Source organism: Paenalcaligenes sp. Me52 (assembly GCF_050487965.1).
Classification (GTDB): domain Bacteria; phylum Pseudomonadota; class Gammaproteobacteria; order Burkholderiales; family Burkholderiaceae_B; genus Paenalcaligenes.
This window is the reverse complement of record NZ_JBKQFO010000001.1, coordinates 615,528-632,770: the sequence shown is the minus strand read 5'-3', so window position 1 is coordinate 632,770 and position 17,243 is coordinate 615,528. Positions and strand designations below refer to the sequence as shown.

Genomic DNA, 17,243 nt, shown 5'->3' with positions numbered 1-17,243 from the left:
CGTTCAACGCGGAGAATAAATAAAAGCGAACGCCATGGTGCACAACACCACCATGGACACATAAACCAATAAACGTGCAGGTATATATTCTTCTATGCCTGTACGTATCATCACCATTCTAATCAGCAGCACGATAGGAATAGAGACGCCTACGCCTATTAACCAAGAAGGGAAATACGAGCCGAATAAAAGAAAAGATGGTGCTCTAGCCTGGCCACACCCAGATAAGGTGGCTATAAAAAAAAGAAACAACAGCTTAAGGGGTTTCATTCACAATACCTTTGAGCCAGGACACGACAAACTCGTAAAATGCAAACAAGATAGTAACACTGCCCCCATCGATCAAACGATGCCCCTTTAGGCTTTCAGTAGAATAAAGACAACAGAGGAAAAACCGTGGAACTGATCAGTCTTATTCTGACCATTTTTATTGCAGTTTTAATTAGCGGTGCCATATTACGGGTTTTACCCATTCCCTTTCCGTTGCCGCTTATTCAGATAGCCTTGGGTATGTTGATTTCGGGCGTGTTTAATGAGGGAATTACGCTTAATCCAGATATCTTCTTTTTCCTCTTTCTGCCACCACTCTTGTTTATGGATGGTTGGCGTATTCCCAAAGACAGCCTACGTCGCGATAGGTTAGGCATTTTCCATCTAGCCTTTGGCTTGGTGCTGATTACGGTTCTGGGCCTCGGGTATTTGATCAATTGGATGATCCCAGCCATGCCTTTGCCAGTGGCGTTTGCCTTGGCAGCTATTGTGTCTCCCACAGACGCTGTAGCGGTATCCGGGATCACGCGCAAACTGCCCGTACCTAAACGCATCATGTCGCTCTTAGAAGGCGAGGCACTATTTAATGATGCCAGTGGTTTGGTGGCCTTCAGGTTGGCGGTAGCCGCGACGGCGACTGGCACCTTTGTCTTGTCATCAGCCACCCTGTCTTTTTTATGGGTAGCCATCGTAGGGCTGTTAGCCGGTGTGGTGATTGCCCGCGCACTGATTTTCGTTCGCAATCAATTCATCAGACGCTATGGGGAAGAAGCGGGTTCAGAAATACTCTTTAGCCTGCTGATGCCGTTTTGTGCTTACATGCTGGCAGAACACTTAGAGGCCTCAGGCATTCTTGCGGCCGTAGCGGCTGGTATTACCTTGGCACACTCCGACCTGTCTGGTCTAGAAGGCGCAATGACTCGCGTACGCCGCTACGTCGTATGGGACATGCTGCAATTCACCCTAAACGGTACGATGTTCGTGTTACTGGGCGAGCAGTTACCGGGGATTTTCCACGGTGCGATGGACGTGGTTCGCGAAACCGGCCACCAAAACCCGAGTTGGATGCTGCTCTATGCCTTGGTCATTTGTATAGTGCTATCGCTTTTCCGATTCGTGTGGGTAGCTGCCATCTTGTGGGTATTAAATAAGCTGCCCAAACGCTATCGCCCCCAAAACCTGCCAGAACAATTAAGCTCACGCGTATTGTGGTTGATTTCATTTGGTGGGGTAAGGGGAGCTGTCACCTTAGCTGGTGTGATGTCATTGCCCCTAACTTTAGGGCCTAACACCCCTTTCCCCGCCCGAGACTTGGCTATTTTCCTTGCGGCCAGTGTAATTATTGTCTCACTGATCTCAGCCAGCATTGCCCTACCCTATTTTCTAAAAAATCAGGCTAAAGCCCAGTACACCGAGCGTGAAGAACAACGTTTACTTGCCTGGAATAGCGCCCACGACGAAGCCAACCGAATTCTGGCCACCCTTGTGGAAAAAGAAAAGGAGCTGTATCACGACTTCTTTGAGCATCATGGTGAAGACACCCTACAACGTGTGCTCGATAATTTGCATGAAGCCTTAGGCAGTCCAGATCAATCCGACACTCAAAGCGTGACGCGCCAACAATACGAGATGGAAATGCGTTTAACCAAAGCCGCTCTACACGCGGCTCGCAGCACTATTTTTAAGCTCGCCAGACAACAGAAGATCTCTGATGAACTTGCACGTGAAATGACTCATCGCCTAGATATGAACGAGATGCGTCTGGGATAAAAGTAGGTTATCCCCCGCCCCTGTGTATAACACTGAGGACAAAGCGGGGGTAATAGCGCCAACGCTAACAACGACGTTGGCTAGCTATGTGCTGATCAAAAATTGATCACATTACGAAAAACGGCGCTTCATCCACACCGCTTCGCCACCATAGCTTTCACACGTAGCAGCCGAAGCAGCTTGCGCTTCAAAACCGTAGCGAGACCAGAAAGGCGTAGAGCCTTGCACGGCAATCAAACTCACCGACGCAACATTCATGCGCTGCACGTTGTCCATCACGTGCTGCACCAATAGATTCGCCACCCCTTTGCCTCGGGCTAAAGGAGAAATCGCTAAATCGTGTAAATGCCAACTTTTGACTGGCAAACCAGCTTGCAGATTTTCGTGCAAACCTGGTGGCTCTTCGGTATGCCACGGGTGATTCAGCAAATAGCCCAATATCGTATTGTGATCATCTACACACACCACATTGTGCTGCGGTGCAGATGCCCATTTGCTACGTAGTACTGCTTCATCCTCAAGAATATCTGCTGCATACGACTGGGCTTGAATGCGCAAAATATCAGCCCAGTTAGCAGATTCTATGATTTGAATCCTCATAAAACACTCTTCATCAACAACAAAACATGCTGCCTAAACGCAGCCTTACTAGCGATGATGACGTCTTTTATGCTTGTTGTGGTTGTGTTTATGCCAACCGTTGTCGTGTCTATACCCATGACGCCCTGCACGACGATCACGATGTGACTCAGACGTTAATACATTACCAAGCAGACCACCCACAGCGGCTGCACCCAATGTAACGCCTGTATCACCATCGGACAGCACAGCGCCTGCGGCGGCTCCTAGCCCAGCACCGATCACCGTATTGGCGGTTTTATCAGAGACTGCCCAAGCAGGTGTTGCTAAGGCCACCGCTAAACCACCAGCCATCATCAATCGTGTAAAAATTTTCATGCTACTTCTGCTCCGTCTACGCACCTACCGTGCCAACTACTACACTGGAGGCAACCGTAGCATGAAGCCCCAAACCCATTATTGCCATTTGAAACAAATCGCATCTAAACGTGTAAATTACAAGAAAAAACACGCTGCTCAACAGCCGCACTCTCTATATAGTCAGTAGCCATCACTACCCTCTGATACCAATAGGATATATATCTACAAGGTGATAGATATAGAATGCTAAGCATCCGTTATAAGAAGGAATTTCTGTGCTGATACAGCCCACTCGTTCTACGCCTAAAAACTTATCGCAAGCGTTAATTTTGATTGTTGAAGATGAACACGAAATCGCTGCTATTTTAGAAGCCTATCTAGAACGCAGTGGCTTACGCACTGTCCACGCCCCCGATGGTCATAGTGCATTAACACTGCATCAAAGCCTAAAGCCTGATCTCATTTTGCTGGACATACAGCTACCCGGCATGGATGGCTGGCAAGTGCTGAATGAAATACGTCATAAAAGCGATACCCCTACCATCATGCTGACAGCGTTGGATCAGGATGTGGATAAGTTAATGGGGCTGCGCATCGGTGCCGATGACTACATCGTCAAACCCTTTAATCCCGCTGAAGTCGTTGCTCGGGTGCAAGCGGTATTACGTCGTACACGTGTACAAACGGTAGACACCCGACAAGTCATACGTGTGGGCGACTTTCAAATTGATCTGGAAAGCCACGAAGCTTGTGTATTTAAAGATGGTCAAGCCATCACACTAGATATCACCCTCACTGAGTTCAAGCTATTGGAATGCATGATGCGCACACCCAATCGCGCTTTCTCTCGCGGTGAATTGCTAGAAGCCTGCTTGCCTGAAGGTGATTCACTAGAGCGCACCGTAGATAGCCACATCAGCAAGCTGCGTAAGAAAATCGAACAATTAGGTATAGAAGGCGTGCCAACCAGTGTACGTGGCATAGGCTATAGATTTGGGAATCGCTCATGAGCCAGCGCTTTGGCCTGCGTCGCCTCGCCATCCTCTCGCTAGGCTTACTGGTATTTTGCGTACTCTTACTGTGCTTTGTAGGCTCTTATGTGTTCTACAGCATACTAGCGATCTATTCGCCAGACAGCATAGACGAAGACACCATGTTTACCAGCGTAGACTTGGCTTGGTTAGGCGCAATCTTCATCATCACCCTAACCAGTGCAACGCTGATTGCCATCAAACTATCACGACGCATTTTGTCGCCACTGGAATCGGTAATACAAAGCCTACGCCAAGTGGCTGAGGGCAATCTGCATGTACGCGCCATTTCCAGCAAGAACTCCCCCAATGAAACCTCGCAATTGGTGGATGACTTTAACTCCATGGCCGAGCGTTTAGAGTCCATGGAAACACAGCGCTCATTTTGGAATGCCGCCATTGCGCACGAGTTACGTACTCCTGTGACGATTCTGCGAGGGCGCTTGCAAGGCCTGACCGACGGGGTATTCACGCCTGATGCTGCCTTGTTTCAAGGGCTGCTGCACCAAGTTGAAGGGTTAAACCGACTGATTGAAGACTTACGCATCTTGAGTCTGAAAGAAAGCGGCCACTTGGAACTAGACCTCTTCCCGGTCAATTTGAGTGACGATATAGAGTCGGTAGTACAAATGTTCAAACCTACGCTTGAAGCCAGAGGCTTTAGCGTACAAGCCCATTATGAAAATACCCGCGACGTACTGTGCGATCCTGTACGCATCCGTCAGGCATTAATTGCCTTACTTGAGAACGTACAAAAACACGCTCTACCTGGCGAGGTCGTGGTCAGTGCCTACGCAACTGACCACCAATGCCGTATCAGCGTGGCAGATAGCGGCCCCGGCATTGAACCCGAGCAAGCCTTGAACATCTTCGATGCTTTCCATCGTGTGGAACCCTCCCGCGCACGCCACAGTGGCGGCACAGGACTAGGACTGGCAGTAGTCAAAGCTATTGCAGAAGCGCATGGCGGCACGGCGTCCTGCCATGCCTCACTCAATCAAGGCACCTTGCTACGTATAGAGTGGCCGCTTTAGCAACATTTCACATACCAAAAACTAGTGGATTACCCTAGGTTACTGGCGTATCATCGTGCTCTTTCGCACTCAGGCAACGAGTGTAACGACCAGCAAATTGCTCATGACAGCACAGGAAAAAGCTTCCTGCGCGCTAAAACGCCATGCCCGAACTGGTCACAATCGTATTTGGTTGTAACAGAAGCCCCCTAAACTCCCCTCCAAAAAGCGGCATGCTTATTGGGTGTTATCAGCTAAAAAAACTGTCACTTTAGCTTACACAATAGGGGCAAAGCCGCGACCAGAAACGCCTTTATTCGCCTCCCTTAACGTGTTCAACTGCTACATGGAAGGGAAAGTATTAGGCGAAATAGCCACAGAGTTGCCACACACAAATCCACTACATATGGTGTATACTCTCAGCCGTAAACACTATATATAGATGTATATCTAGTGACCAAGCTTTCTACACAAAAGATGTGCTAACGCGCTGACCTATTGCTTCCAACGTTCTTTAGGTACACCCGCCTCCTCTGATCGAGGCGACATTCTTTCTTTTGTGCATCACACAGTCCAAACACATTTTCCAGGTAGCCAAATGAACCAAACCACACAAATGATGGTCACTAAGCGCGATGGACGGGTTGAACCCATCGACCTAGACAAAATTCATCGCGTTATTGACTGGGCCGCCAAAGACCTGAACAACGTATCCGTTTCCCAAGTAGAGCTGCAATCACATATTCAGTTTTACGATGGCATCCGTACTAACGATATTCACGAAACCATTATTAAGTCTGCGGCAGATTTGATCTCTGAAGAGACGCCCGACTACCAGTATTTGGCCGCTCGTTTAGCTATTTTCCACCTACGTAAAATTGCCTACGGTCAGTTTGAACCGCCTCACCTGTACGATCACGTGAAGCATCTGACAGAAATCGGCAAATACGATCCTCATCTGCTAGCCGACTACAGCCGCGAAGAATTTGACCAGATCAATGACTTTATTGATCACTGGCGCGATATGGATTTCTCCTACGCTGCCGTCAAACAGCTGGAAGGTAAATACTTGGTGCAAAACCGAGTCACCAAACAGATCTACGAAAGCCCACAGATGTTGTACGTGCTGGTAGCAATGTGCTTGTTTGCCAAGTACCCTGCCGAGCGCCGTCTGGACTACATCCGCCGCTTCTACGAAGCTATTTCACTGTTCAAAATCTCGTTGCCTACGCCCATTATGTCTGGCGTACGTACACCAATGCGTCAGTTCAGCTCCTGCGTATTGATCGAGTGTGATGACAGCCTAGACAGCATCAACGCAACCACTAGCGCTATCGTGAAATACGTATCGCAACGTGCTGGTATTGGTATTAACGGTGGCCGCATCCGCGCGCTGGGTAGTGAAATCCGTGGCGGCGAAGCGCAACACACTGGTTGTTTGCCTTTCTTCAAAATGTTCCAAGCGGCCGTTAAATCGTGCTCGCAAGGTGGCGTACGCGGTGGCGCAGCAACGCTGTTCTACCCTCTTTGGCACTTGGAAGTTGAATCACTGCTGGTTCTGAAAAACAACCGTGGTATTGAAGAAAACCGTATCCGTCACTTGGATTACGGTGTACAGATTAACCGTACGCTGTATCAGCGCCTGATCAAAAACCAGAACATCACTCTGTTCTCACCGCACGACGTGCCTGATCTGTACGAAGCCTTCTTCGCAGACCAAAACGAATTCGAGCGCTTGTACACCCAATACGAACAAGACAGCTCCATCCGTAAGCGCAGCATGCCTGCTGTAGAACTGTTCTCGTTGATGATGCAAGAGCGTGCCAGCACTGGCCGTATCTACATTCAGAACGTTGACCACTGCAATACGCACAGCCCATTTGATTCCAAAAAAGCACCGGTACGTCAGTCCAACCTGTGCATGGAAATTTTGTTGCCTACCAAACCGCTGGAAGACATCAACGATCCAAATGGCGAAATCGCGCTTTGCACGTTGTCTGCTTTCAACTTGGGCGCATTGGAGTCCTTGGACGAACTGGAAGGTTTGGCCGACCTGATCGTACGCGCATTGGATGCGCTGCTGGATTACCAAGACTACCCTGTTAAAGCCGCACAAATCTCTACCGAAAAACGCCGTTCATTGGGCGTAGGTGTGATCAACTACGCTTACTACTTAGCGAAGAACAACACACGCTACTCTGATAACAGCGCATTGGGTCTGACACACCGTACGTTTGAAGCTATTCAGTACTACCTGCTTAAAGCGTCCATGCAATTGGCGCAAGAGTTTGGTCCGTGCGAAGCCTTCAACGAAACCAACTACGCTGCTGGTTTGTTGCCTATTGATACCTACAAAAAAGACTTGGATGGTGTCAGCGCAGAAGCTCTGCAATACGACTGGGAAGCACTACGTGCCGAGATCCTAAAACACGGTCTGCGCAACTCCACTCTGACCGCCTTGATGCCTTCGGAAACGTCCAGCCAGATCGCCAATGCCACAAACGGTATTGAGCCTCCTCGCGGTGTGGTGTCCGTGAAGCAATCCAAAGACGGTATCTTGCGTCAGGTTGTGCCTGAGCTAGATAGACTCAAAAACCAGTACGAATTGCTGTGGCAAATGCCTAATAACGATGGCTACCTGCGTTTGGTAGGCATCATGCAGAAGTTTGTGGATCAGTCCATTTCTGCCAACACCAACTACGACCCTCAACGTTTCGCCGACGGTCGAGTTCCGATGCAACAGCTGCTCAAAGACTTGCTGCACGCTTACAAGCTGGGCGTGAAAACGCTGTACTACCACAATACCCGCGATGGGGCAGATGATGCTCAGGGCGTTGCAGCCGAAGACGACTGCGCAAGTGGCGCGTGCAAGATTTGATACTGAGGTACTCCAAAGATGAATGACAGTACTCAACCAAGTACTTACAGTACTTTTTCGCGTAACGACAACGACCAGCTCAAAGAACCTATGTTCTTTGGGCAACCGGTTAACGTTGCTCGTTACGATCAGCAAAAGTACCCAATTTTTGAAAAACTGATTGAGAAACAACTCTCGTTCTTCTGGCGTCCTGAAGAAGTCGATATCACACAAGACCGTATCGACTACCAAAAACTGCCAGATCACGAAAAGCACATTTTCATCAGCAACCTGAAATACCAAACGCTGCTGGACTCCATTCAAGGGCGTAGCCCCAACATGGCGTTCCTGCCGCTGGTATCGTTGCCTGAGCTGGAAACATGGATTGAAACGTGGGCGTTTTCTGAAACCATTCACTCACGTTCCTACACCCACATCATTCGCAACATCGTGAACGACCCTTCCGTCGTGTTCGATGACATCGTACGTAACGAAAACATCAAGCTGCGTGCTGCCGATATTTCGTCCTACTACGACGACCTGATTCGTGATGCCATGTTCTACTCGCAACTGGGTACAGGCAAACATATCATCAACGGTGTAGAGCACGACATTAATCTCTACTCGCTGAAAAAACGCATGTACCTGTGCATCATGAATGTGAACATTCTTGAGGCCATCCGTTTCTACGTGAGTTTTGCGTGTTCTTTCGCGTTTGCTGAGCGCAAACTGATGGAAGGTAACGCCAAGATCATTCGCTTAATCGCACGCGACGAAGCCCTGCACCTGACTGGTACCCAGCACATTCTGAACATCATGCGCTCCGGCCAAGATGATCCTGAATTTGCGCAAGTGGCTCAAGATTGCGAACAAGAGTGTTTTGACATGTTCAGAGACGCTGCTATTCAGGAAAAACAATGGGCAGAATACCTGTTCCGTGACGGTTCCATGATCGGTCTGAACAAAGACATTTTGAGCCAGTACGTTGAGTACATCACCAACATCCGTATGGAAGCAGTGGGCTTGAAACCAGCGTTTGAGCGTATCAAAAACAACCCAATTCCTTGGATCAACACGTGGTTGTCTTCGGATACGGTACAAGTTGCACCACAAGAAGTAGAGCTTAGCTCGTACTTAGTGGGTCAGATCAATGCCGAAGTCTCGGTTGATGACTTGAGCAATATCGAACTGTGACCACCGTCACCACCAGCAGTACAGTCATCCGTGTCCTAGACGGGGAAAGCTTGCTGGAGGCATTGGAACGCACAGGCCACGAGGTCGAATTCCAATGCCGCAGCGGCTACTGTGGCATGTGCAGAGTTCCGTTAATAGACGGCGAAGTGGACTACCCCGATCCGCCGTTGGCTTTCATAGGCCCTTCGGAAATTCTGCCCTGCTGCTGCCGCGTGACCCAAGCGATTACCATAGAATGCAGAATCACCCGCGTACCCGAGCAATTGCAGTTTGATATGCCAGGTAAACAGTTGGAACTGCCAGAAGAATAAGAAAAAGCCCTCACAGTTTGTGTAGGGCTTTTTTCTTGTACTCCTAAACAGTGCAACCTGCTTACCGCAAAAACTCGCTCTCCAGCTTACGCATCGCCGCGTCGCCTTGTAAGTCCAAAATATCTTTCACTGTAGGCAAAGCCGCATTCACGTTTTGTATGCCACCATCAGCACGGATTTGGGCAAACACCGAGCGCATGGCTTGCACTGCCGCACGAATGGCATGATTACCGTAAATCACAATCCCTACTTTTTTCAGGTCACGGATTGCTTGCTCCGTTAACTGTGGATAAGCGGTTGGCACCAACACCAATGGCACTTTGCCGGACCAACCGTTAATGAACTCCACAATCTCGTCCGGTGTTTTCTGCTTAGAGTGAATCAAGATGGCATCGGCACCTGCTTCGGCATATGCCTCTGCTCGGCGCAAGGCTTCCTCTTGCCCCAAACCTGCAATCAGCGCTTCTACACGTCCTACTACTACAAAGTTAGGGTCGTGCCGGGCAGCACACGCCGCAGCGATTTTCCCTTGAAATTCCTCTATGCGTACTAATTCTTGGCGGCCATCGCTGCGCAAGCTCGTGTCTTTAGGAAAGCTTTTATCTTCCATTACAATCGCCGATGCGCCCGCCGCTTCGTATTGTGGAATCACATAGCTCACATTGATGGCATTACCAAAACCAGTATCGATGTCTGCAATCAGAGGGATGGAGGTACGCTGTGCAATCGCACGCATCATATCCAAATGCTGGCCCATAGACAGAATATTGGCGTCTGGCACAGCAAAGCTGGCAGAAAGCTCGAAACCGCTGCCCCAGATGGCATCAAAACCCGCCTCTTCCGCCAATACAGCAGCCAATGGATTGTGTGCCGCCATTGCCGTTTGAAAACGGCCCGACTCTAGTGCCGAACGTAGTTGTTGGTGTTTAGTGGTAGTCATCATCTGTCTCCTAGAACGATTCGCAAGCGGTTTTGATGCGGCTTAACGCGGCTTCCAAATCGCTGTCTGAAGCGGCATAGGACAAACGTAAGTATCCTGGCAAACCAAAGGCCGACCCAGGCACACCCGCTACGCCTGCTTCACGCAACAAATACAAGGCGAAATCTTGATCAGTAGCGATCAACTGGCCTATAGCATTACGTTGCCCCAATAGTGCTTGGCAATCAATCAACGCATAGAAAGCACCATCCGGTTTCAGGCACGACAAGCCCGGTGTTTGCGCTATAGAGTCCAACAGGTTGTCTCGTCTACGTTGATAGTGGCTGACAAATTTCCCTAAGAAATCCATAGGGCCATCCAACGCAGCAATGGCAGCATACTGGCTGATAGTGCAGGTGTGTGATGTTGCTTGAGATTGCACCAAATTCATGGCTTTGATCAGCTCAAGCGGGCCGGCAGCATAGCCTACGCGCCAGCCGGTCATAGCAAAAGCTTTGGAGACACCATTAATGGTCAATGTGCGTGCAGCCAAGTCTGGCGCAATAGCCGCTGGGGTAGAAAAAGCCACGTCTTCGTAACGGATTTTTTCATAAATATCATCCGCCATAATCCACACATGTGGGTGACGACGCAGCACCTCTGCCAGTGCGTTCAGCTCTTGCTTGGAGTACACCGCACCACTGGGGTTAGATGGCGAATTCAGCATTAGCCACTTGGTTTTGGGCGTGATGGCATCTTCCAACTGCTCTGGCGTTAGCTTAAAACCCGTATCGGCACCACAACGCACCAATACAGGTTTACCACCGGCTAACACCACCATTTCTGAATACGACACCCATGCTGGCACAGGGATGACTACCTCATCACCCGCTTGCACAGTCGTCTGCAAGGCGTTGTACAGAGTTTGCTTAGCCCCACACCCTACTTGAATTTGGTCAGGGCTATATACCAGCCCATAATCACGCTCAAACTGGCGACTTACCGCCTCGCGTAATGCCAGTAATCCGGCCACTTCTGTGTAGTAGGACTTGTTTTCATCAATAGCTTTTTTCGCTGCATCCAGCACATGCTGTGGTGGCGCAAAGTCTGGCTCACCCTGGCTTAAAGTAATCACATCACGACCTTCGCGGCGCAACTGATTGGCTAAGCGGGTCATTTCTTTGGTTGCGGACGGCTTGGCTGACAACACCCGTTGAGCAAAAAAACCGTTGTCCTGAGAACTGGAACTGTGGTCCATGGGAGTCCTATATCTTTAATCTACAAACAAAACGAGCAAACAATAAGGGGATGAAAATGCTCAGCAATAAGATCACGCTGTACGCACTGGCTTGGGCTAAGCGCCCACTATCCACTAACTGAAAAATCTCAATAGGCATGGTGTTCATGCCACCAAAATACAAAACCACCGTTGCGGACAACTCCGACAACGTAGTGATCCACATTAAAACGGCTGCCGCCCATACGGCTGGCATCACCAAGGGCAGCACTACTCGCACAAAACTGCGAAATGGCGACACACCTAAGCTGATAGACGCCTCTTCAATAGAGGACTTTAGGTTAAACATAGGCCCCATTGCGGCACGTACACTGGTAGGAACTCGACGCAAGAAGTACGCCAATCCCATAATCATCCACGTACCGGTTAGTACCAACCAGCCACTGTTAAAGGCATTGATTAGCGCTATACCCAACACGGTGCCTGCGATGGTCAGAGGCAGCATGACTACGGCATCCAAACAATGCGTTAACCACGAACGTCGCTTGGTAATTAAATACGCCGTCAGCACCGAGAACACCACACCACCTATGGTGGCAATAGTGGCTAAAAACAAAGAGTTGTACAAAGGTTCTGGCGCACGCATCAAGGCGTGCTCCATGTGCTGCAATGTCCAAGAGCCATAACGTAAAACGGGCCCCATAGACTTAGTAAAAGCCGTTACACACACCACCACGACCGGCACAATAGACACCAGCACCACACTACACACAAACACCACGGCAAGCGCCGAAGGAATCCCTGAAATGCGAATGGCGAGAGGCGTTCTACCTGACTCCATTTGGTACTGACGACGCTCAACAATGCCTTTTTGCACCATCAGCACCAACAACCCCAACACAATCAACACTGTCGCCAAGGTGCTTTGCATTTGCGGGCTACCACCCATTTCACTCACAAATTCGTTGTAAGTTTTAACGGCTAAAACCGGGGTATGTGCCCCCAACAAAGCAGGTACACCAAAATCACCTATAACGTGCATAAACACAATCAACGCACCTGCGCCTATAGCAGGCAGCATCAACGGTTGCGTGACAGTAAACAGGACTTGCATGGGCGGCCTGCCCAAACTGGTAGCAGCCTCCTCTAAAGACCTGTCCATACTTTTCAAGCCGGCCAAAATAGGCACAAACGCATACACATAGTTGGTAAGCGTCATTACGAAAATCAGCCCCCACCATGAGAACAAGGAAGGTAACTGTACGTCCCATGCGCTTAACCAGTTGTTGACCAGGCCTTGCTTACCCAGCACTACTATCCATGACGCGGCCACCACCACATCGGGCACTACTAACGTAAGTAAAGGCAACGCACCAATCAATGCAGCAACAGGGAACGACAAACGCGCTAGCACGAGAGCCAACCCACCGCCCAACAGCACGCTAGTGCAGGTCACCGCAACGCCTAGAATCAGCGTATTTACCAAGGCATCTCGGTAGGACGCTTCTGACCAAAAACGCTGAAAACCGTTAAAGGAGAGTTGGCCAGAGTCATCTCGCCACGCATCCATCATCACGCCCAAAATAGGCCACAACAGAAAATAGCCCAGCACTAACAAGCTCAGCAGTGCCCACGCCAACCAGACAGGATCTCGACGTAATGGCCCTAGCAACGTAGATGCCATCATGAGCCCCTTACCAAAACAGCATCAGCAGGTATAGCTAGCCACACCTGATCCTGTACTTTTTTGCGTTCGCCATAGGTGTGACTCCACGCATTTAGCCATAGGTCACCACATGCTGTGCGCACCTTGTAACGTGTCAGAGCCCCCAAGAACTCTACGGTTTGTATTTGCCCGGCGATCACAGCCTCTTGCTTATCAACTGCTTCTACAAAACGCAGTTTCTCGGGCCTTACTGCCAAACACAAACCTTGTTCCCATGGTCTGGAATGCAACGAATGCAACACGCCCGCACTACTACTAAAGCGCCTCACCTCAGCCACGCTTTTAATCAACTCTTGTTGCAGGGGGATGATATTGGCGCCACCCACAAAGTCTGCCGTGAATCGCGTTTCTGGTTGAGCATAAATAGCGTGTGGCGTCCCTACCTGTACCACTTCACCACTACGCATCACCGCAATATGATCAGAAATAGACAAAGCCTCTTCTTGATCATGCGTTACAAACACGGTGGTTAGTCCAGCCTCTTTTTGCAGTTCACGCACCATGTCGCGAAGCTCTACACGCAGCTTCACATCCAACGCTGACAACGGCTCATCCAGCAGTAACACACTAGGCTTAATCACTAGTGCACGCGCCATTGCCACACGTTGACGTTGCCCACCGGAAAGCTCTGACGGCATGCGATCAGCCAACGTGGCCAAGCCCACACGAGCCAACATTTTCAATGAGGCTGATTTCGCATCAGACTTGGAATAGCCACGTGCCCATAAGCCATAATTCACGTTATCCAAAACCGATCTATCAGGAAACAGGGCATAGTCCTGAAACACCATCCCTACATTGCGTTTATGGGCTGGGATTCGAGTGACATCCTGATCACCAAAATAAATTTGCCCCGCATCAGGACGCACAAACCCCGCCAACATCCGTAACAAGGTGGTTTTACCGCACCCAGACGGCCCCAAGAGAGTGAAAAAGGAGCCGCTAGGAATGGTCAACTGCAATGCATTAAACAGTTGCTGCTGACCATAAGACTGCGAGATGGAAGAAAACACTAAGTCCATACTGTCCTCAAGTTAACGCGCAGCAACCAATGCACGCCACTCAGCTAGAAAAGCTTCGCGCTCTTCACCCATTTTCTGATCGCTCAACTCAAACTGTTTAATGCTGCCCAGATCAGGTAAGTCCACGACGGCATTCACAGAAATATCCTCGCGCAGTGGGCGACGGAACGCCGTTTCTAGCACCAATGTTTGTGCGTCTTTAGACGCTAAGTAGTCATAGAACTTCTTAGCATCTTCACTGTTCTTGCCATCCTTAATCAACGCCATCCCTTCGGGTGACAAGAAGGTGCCCTCGGCGGGATACACTAACTTGATCTCGTCCATACCACCATCTACATATTGGTAAGCGGCGTACTCCATCGTGACACCCACAGGGAACTCGCCCAGTGCCACCCCTTCATAGGCTCCCGCTGTAGTACCTACAAACACCGCATTCTGTACTACCTTTTTGTATAGCTCCTCACCCATCAAGGCTTTCAAACCATACAACGCCACATAAGAGGAACTGCTACGCTCAGGATCAGGAATCACAATCTTGTTTTTCCATTCTGGTTGCCCTAAATCTTCCCAACTGGTTGGCGCTTTCAAACCATCTAATTGCTTGTCATTTACCATCAACACGCTGACATGCGTATTGGTGCCCAACCACAGTTGCTCCGGACCATGAAAGGCGGCGGGAATTTGCTCTGCCTCGGTCGTTTGGTACGACTCAAAATACGGTGCATATTGTGACAAAGTGGAAAAACCGCCAGACCAGAAAATATCCCCTAATGGATTCTGCGCTTCAGCCTTAATACGTTGCATCAACGCACCACTACCGGCTCGCACCACTGACACTGAAATGTCTGGGTGCTTTTTGGTGAATTCATCGATAACGCGGTTCACTACCTCAACATTATTAGAGGAGTACAACACCACTTCTCCAGCGTGAGCAGAGCCAAAAGCCCCTGCCATGACCATGAGTAAAACTGATAGCTTGCGTGTGATTTTTTGCATGAAAAACTACCTTTTTCGTAATTGAAACGAGATTTTCATACATGCTATATAGGCTATATGACTAGAAAGTTACATCCCACCCTAACTATGCGCATAGCGCCATTAAGGATGAGTTTTAGTCATGATGAAGGATCTACCGCTCACAGCATTGCGTGTTTTTGTTGTTGTTAACCAATACGGCAGTTTTACTAAGGCTGCCCACGCCTTGGGAATTACACAAAGCGCCGTGAGTAGGCACATTGCCCACTTGGAACAAGTTTTCAAAGCGCCACTATTTTTGCGGCAAGGCCCTCGCATACACCCTTCAATCATTGGCCAACAACTCAATGACAACATCAAAGATGCCATGATGACCATTGAGCTAACCGCTCAGCAGTTAGCTCAAAAAAACCATCATCACAACCGATTGCAGGTGCGCACCTCTACCCCAAGTTTGGCCATGACAGTGATCGTGCCTATGCTGGGCTCCTATACTCAGCAAACAGGTGTACAAGTAGATTTGATCACATCGCTTTCCGCACCCTCTATGCAGGATAGCTACGATGTATTGATCAGCCGAGATCTACATTTAGAAGGCTGTGAACATTGGGAACTACTGCAGGAGGAGTTAATTTGCGTAGGACAGCAAGAGTTAATTAATCAGGTACAGCACCTACCGCCTGCGCAATGGCCTTTGGTGACGTCACGATCACGCCCCGATGTACTCACCCACTGGTCTCTAACCTATGGGGTCAGTCCTAATCAGTTGCAAGTGTGCGCGACCTATGATCATTTATTCTTTGCTATCTCAGCCGCTATTGCTGGATTAGGGCTATTGGTAGTACCTAAAGTATTGGTGCTAGAAGCCTTGGAAAATAACAGTTTGCGCATTGCCCCTGTGGACATACATCCCACAGGTGCTTGTTACTCTGCCTATATCAACCACCAGACCCAGCACTTAGATACTGCACGGCATTTTTGCCGATGGCTCAAAGCCAGTTTAAAAGAACGCAGCACCACCAATACCAACACATAAAAAAGCCCCCACCTTGTTTAGGTGAGGGCTGGAATATCTTGTGCAATAAGGATTACGCCGCAGTAGCTACTGCCTCAAGCGGTGTAGAGGCTACAGCCTCTGGTGGCTGTTTAGCACTCTGACGACGCTGGCGCATACGCTCCCATAACTTATCGTGCAGCGGCATTAAGGTCACATTGCAAATAGGCTCTACCACCGCTGCTACACCACCCACCGCTAGCGACCCCGTGAACGCATAGGCTACGGCAAAGGCCACACTCATGTGAAGACATATTTGGCTGGTTTTAAAGGCGATGAGTTGCATGTTCTGCTCCTAAGACAATGACTCTATTTTAATGAGAATAAATCTTATTTGCAGTAAATTATTTTTACTACCCCTATAGGTACAGACTATGAGCGTAGTACCTAACAGACACTTTCGGGGCAACCTACTGTATGCGCTGTTAAATCAACCACTTAACACCGTCTTAAATATTTTAAACCTAAAACAATAAACAACTGAAGCTATATGACAGTAAAAATATCCAAAAGATGCGAATAAAAAATAGGATATATCTCTTATTTTCCAAATCGTTAATAAAATAATCTCTATATCCAGAATAAATTAGGAAATCAATCAATCACTATCAATTTATAGTCGTGAACTTATGTATAGGACATTATTTTTCGCCCTCTACACCATGCTCGCCTTACACACCAAACCCTAGTCTACAAGCCCATCTGCTCTAGGAAATCACCAGACTAAGACCCCAGCTCCAGTCTGAAACCATCAACAATTGTGAATCAGTAATCAAAAACACCTAATTTAATAAAATCAATTACCAAACCTGTCGCCGCGGCCAATACTCCTAGCTCCCAATCACCCGTAAAATTTAAATAATTATTGTGGGTTTATATTGCGCTATTTTCCCACCCAAATATGGCGTAATCCTTATGGAGCGTA

Annotated in this window: 16 protein-coding genes; 7 read left to right on the top strand and 9 right to left on the bottom strand. The window is 48.9% G+C overall.

Annotated elements, in window-relative coordinates:
- Positions 1-3: 3 nt before the first annotated feature.
- Positions 4-270 (bottom strand): YtcA family lipoprotein, encoded by a 267-nt coding sequence (locus ACLO87_RS02895; RefSeq protein WP_135864971.1) that lies wholly within the window; start codon positions 268-270, stop codon positions 4-6.
- A gap of 126 nt (positions 271-396) precedes the next feature.
- Between ACLO87_RS02895 and ACLO87_RS02890 the strand changes: the two genes are divergently transcribed.
- Complete coding sequence (locus ACLO87_RS02890; RefSeq protein ID WP_430222734.1) at positions 397-2,040, top strand: Na+/H+ antiporter; 1,644 nt, start codon at positions 397-399, stop codon at positions 2,038-2,040.
- A 111-nt stretch (positions 2,041-2,151) separates the two neighbouring features.
- Here the strand turns inward: ACLO87_RS02890 and ACLO87_RS02885 are convergent, their stop codons facing one another.
- Positions 2,152-2,640: a GNAT family N-acetyltransferase gene (locus tag ACLO87_RS02885; protein WP_430222733.1), complete on the bottom strand. Its 489-nt coding sequence runs from the start codon at positions 2,638-2,640 to the stop codon at positions 2,152-2,154.
- A gap of 48 nt (positions 2,641-2,688) precedes the next feature.
- A complete protein-coding gene (locus tag ACLO87_RS02880; protein ID WP_430222732.1) occupies positions 2,689-2,997 on the bottom strand; it encodes a glycine zipper domain-containing protein in 309 nt (102 codons plus the stop codon).
- Between the two features lie 257 nt (positions 2,998-3,254).
- Here ACLO87_RS02880 and ACLO87_RS02875 point away from each other — a divergent pair, with 257 nt between their 5' ends.
- The 5 genes from ACLO87_RS02875 (at position 3,255) to yfaE (ending at position 9,385) form a co-directional block, all read left to right on the top strand.
- Complete coding sequence (locus ACLO87_RS02875) at positions 3,255-3,989, top strand: response regulator (RefSeq protein ID WP_430222731.1); 735 nt, start codon at positions 3,255-3,257, stop codon at positions 3,987-3,989.
- A complete protein-coding gene (locus ACLO87_RS02870) occupies positions 3,986-5,044 on the top strand; it encodes an ATP-binding protein (protein WP_430222730.1) in 1,059 nt (352 codons plus the stop codon). Before ACLO87_RS02875 ends, ACLO87_RS02870 begins: the two co-directional genes overlap by 4 nt.
- Positions 5,045-5,639: 595 nt before the next feature.
- Positions 5,640-7,901, top strand: coding sequence for a class 1a ribonucleoside-diphosphate reductase subunit alpha (gene nrdA, locus ACLO87_RS02865; RefSeq protein WP_430223714.1), 2,262 nt, complete (start codon positions 5,640-5,642; stop codon positions 7,899-7,901).
- Between the two features lie 18 nt (positions 7,902-7,919).
- Positions 7,920-9,074 (top strand): class Ia ribonucleoside-diphosphate reductase subunit beta, encoded by a 1,155-nt coding sequence (nrdB, locus tag ACLO87_RS02860; RefSeq protein ID WP_135865470.1) that lies wholly within the window; start codon positions 7,920-7,922, stop codon positions 9,072-9,074.
- Positions 9,071-9,385: a class I ribonucleotide reductase maintenance protein YfaE gene (yfaE, locus tag ACLO87_RS02855; protein WP_135865471.1), complete on the top strand. Its 315-nt coding sequence runs from the start codon at positions 9,071-9,073 to the stop codon at positions 9,383-9,385. The genes nrdB and yfaE overlap by 4 nt, the downstream gene beginning before the upstream one ends.
- 61 nt (positions 9,386-9,446) lie before the next feature.
- Here the strand turns inward: yfaE and ACLO87_RS02850 are convergent, their stop codons facing one another.
- From ACLO87_RS02850 to ACLO87_RS02830, 5 genes are read right to left on the bottom strand one after another with little or no spacing between them, the layout of a single operon-like run.
- The gene (locus tag ACLO87_RS02850) at positions 9,447-10,325 is read right to left on the bottom strand and encodes a phosphonopyruvate hydrolase (RefSeq protein WP_430222729.1); all 879 of its coding nucleotides are present in this window, start codon (positions 10,323-10,325) and stop codon (positions 9,447-9,449) included.
- Between the two features lie 10 nt (positions 10,326-10,335).
- Positions 10,336-11,562 carry a pyridoxal phosphate-dependent aminotransferase gene (locus ACLO87_RS02845; protein WP_430222728.1) on the bottom strand — a complete coding sequence of 409 codons (1,227 nt, stop codon included), beginning with the start codon at positions 11,560-11,562 and terminating at the stop codon, positions 10,336-10,338.
- Positions 11,563-11,569: 7 nt separating this feature from the next.
- Entirely contained in the window at positions 11,570-13,228 is a 1,659-nt protein-coding gene (locus tag ACLO87_RS02840) for an ABC transporter permease (RefSeq protein WP_430222727.1), read from the bottom strand.
- Positions 13,225-14,289 (bottom strand): ABC transporter ATP-binding protein, encoded by a 1,065-nt coding sequence (locus ACLO87_RS02835; RefSeq protein ID WP_135865473.1) that lies wholly within the window; start codon positions 14,287-14,289, stop codon positions 13,225-13,227. Before ACLO87_RS02835 ends, ACLO87_RS02840 begins: the two co-directional genes overlap by 4 nt.
- A gap of 12 nt (positions 14,290-14,301) precedes the next feature.
- Positions 14,302-15,285, bottom strand: coding sequence for an ABC transporter substrate-binding protein (locus ACLO87_RS02830; RefSeq protein WP_135865475.1), 984 nt, complete (start codon positions 15,283-15,285; stop codon positions 14,302-14,304).
- Between the two features lie 121 nt (positions 15,286-15,406).
- Here ACLO87_RS02830 and ACLO87_RS02825 point away from each other — a divergent pair, with 121 nt between their 5' ends.
- Positions 15,407-16,300 (top strand): LysR family transcriptional regulator, encoded by an 894-nt coding sequence (locus ACLO87_RS02825; protein ID WP_430222726.1) that lies wholly within the window; start codon positions 15,407-15,409, stop codon positions 16,298-16,300.
- A gap of 52 nt (positions 16,301-16,352) precedes the next feature.
- Here the strand turns inward: ACLO87_RS02825 and ACLO87_RS02820 are convergent, their stop codons facing one another.
- Positions 16,353-16,604: a DUF2061 domain-containing protein gene (locus ACLO87_RS02820; protein ID WP_430222725.1), complete on the bottom strand. Its 252-nt coding sequence runs from the start codon at positions 16,602-16,604 to the stop codon at positions 16,353-16,355.
- Positions 16,605-17,243 lie beyond the last annotated feature (639 nt).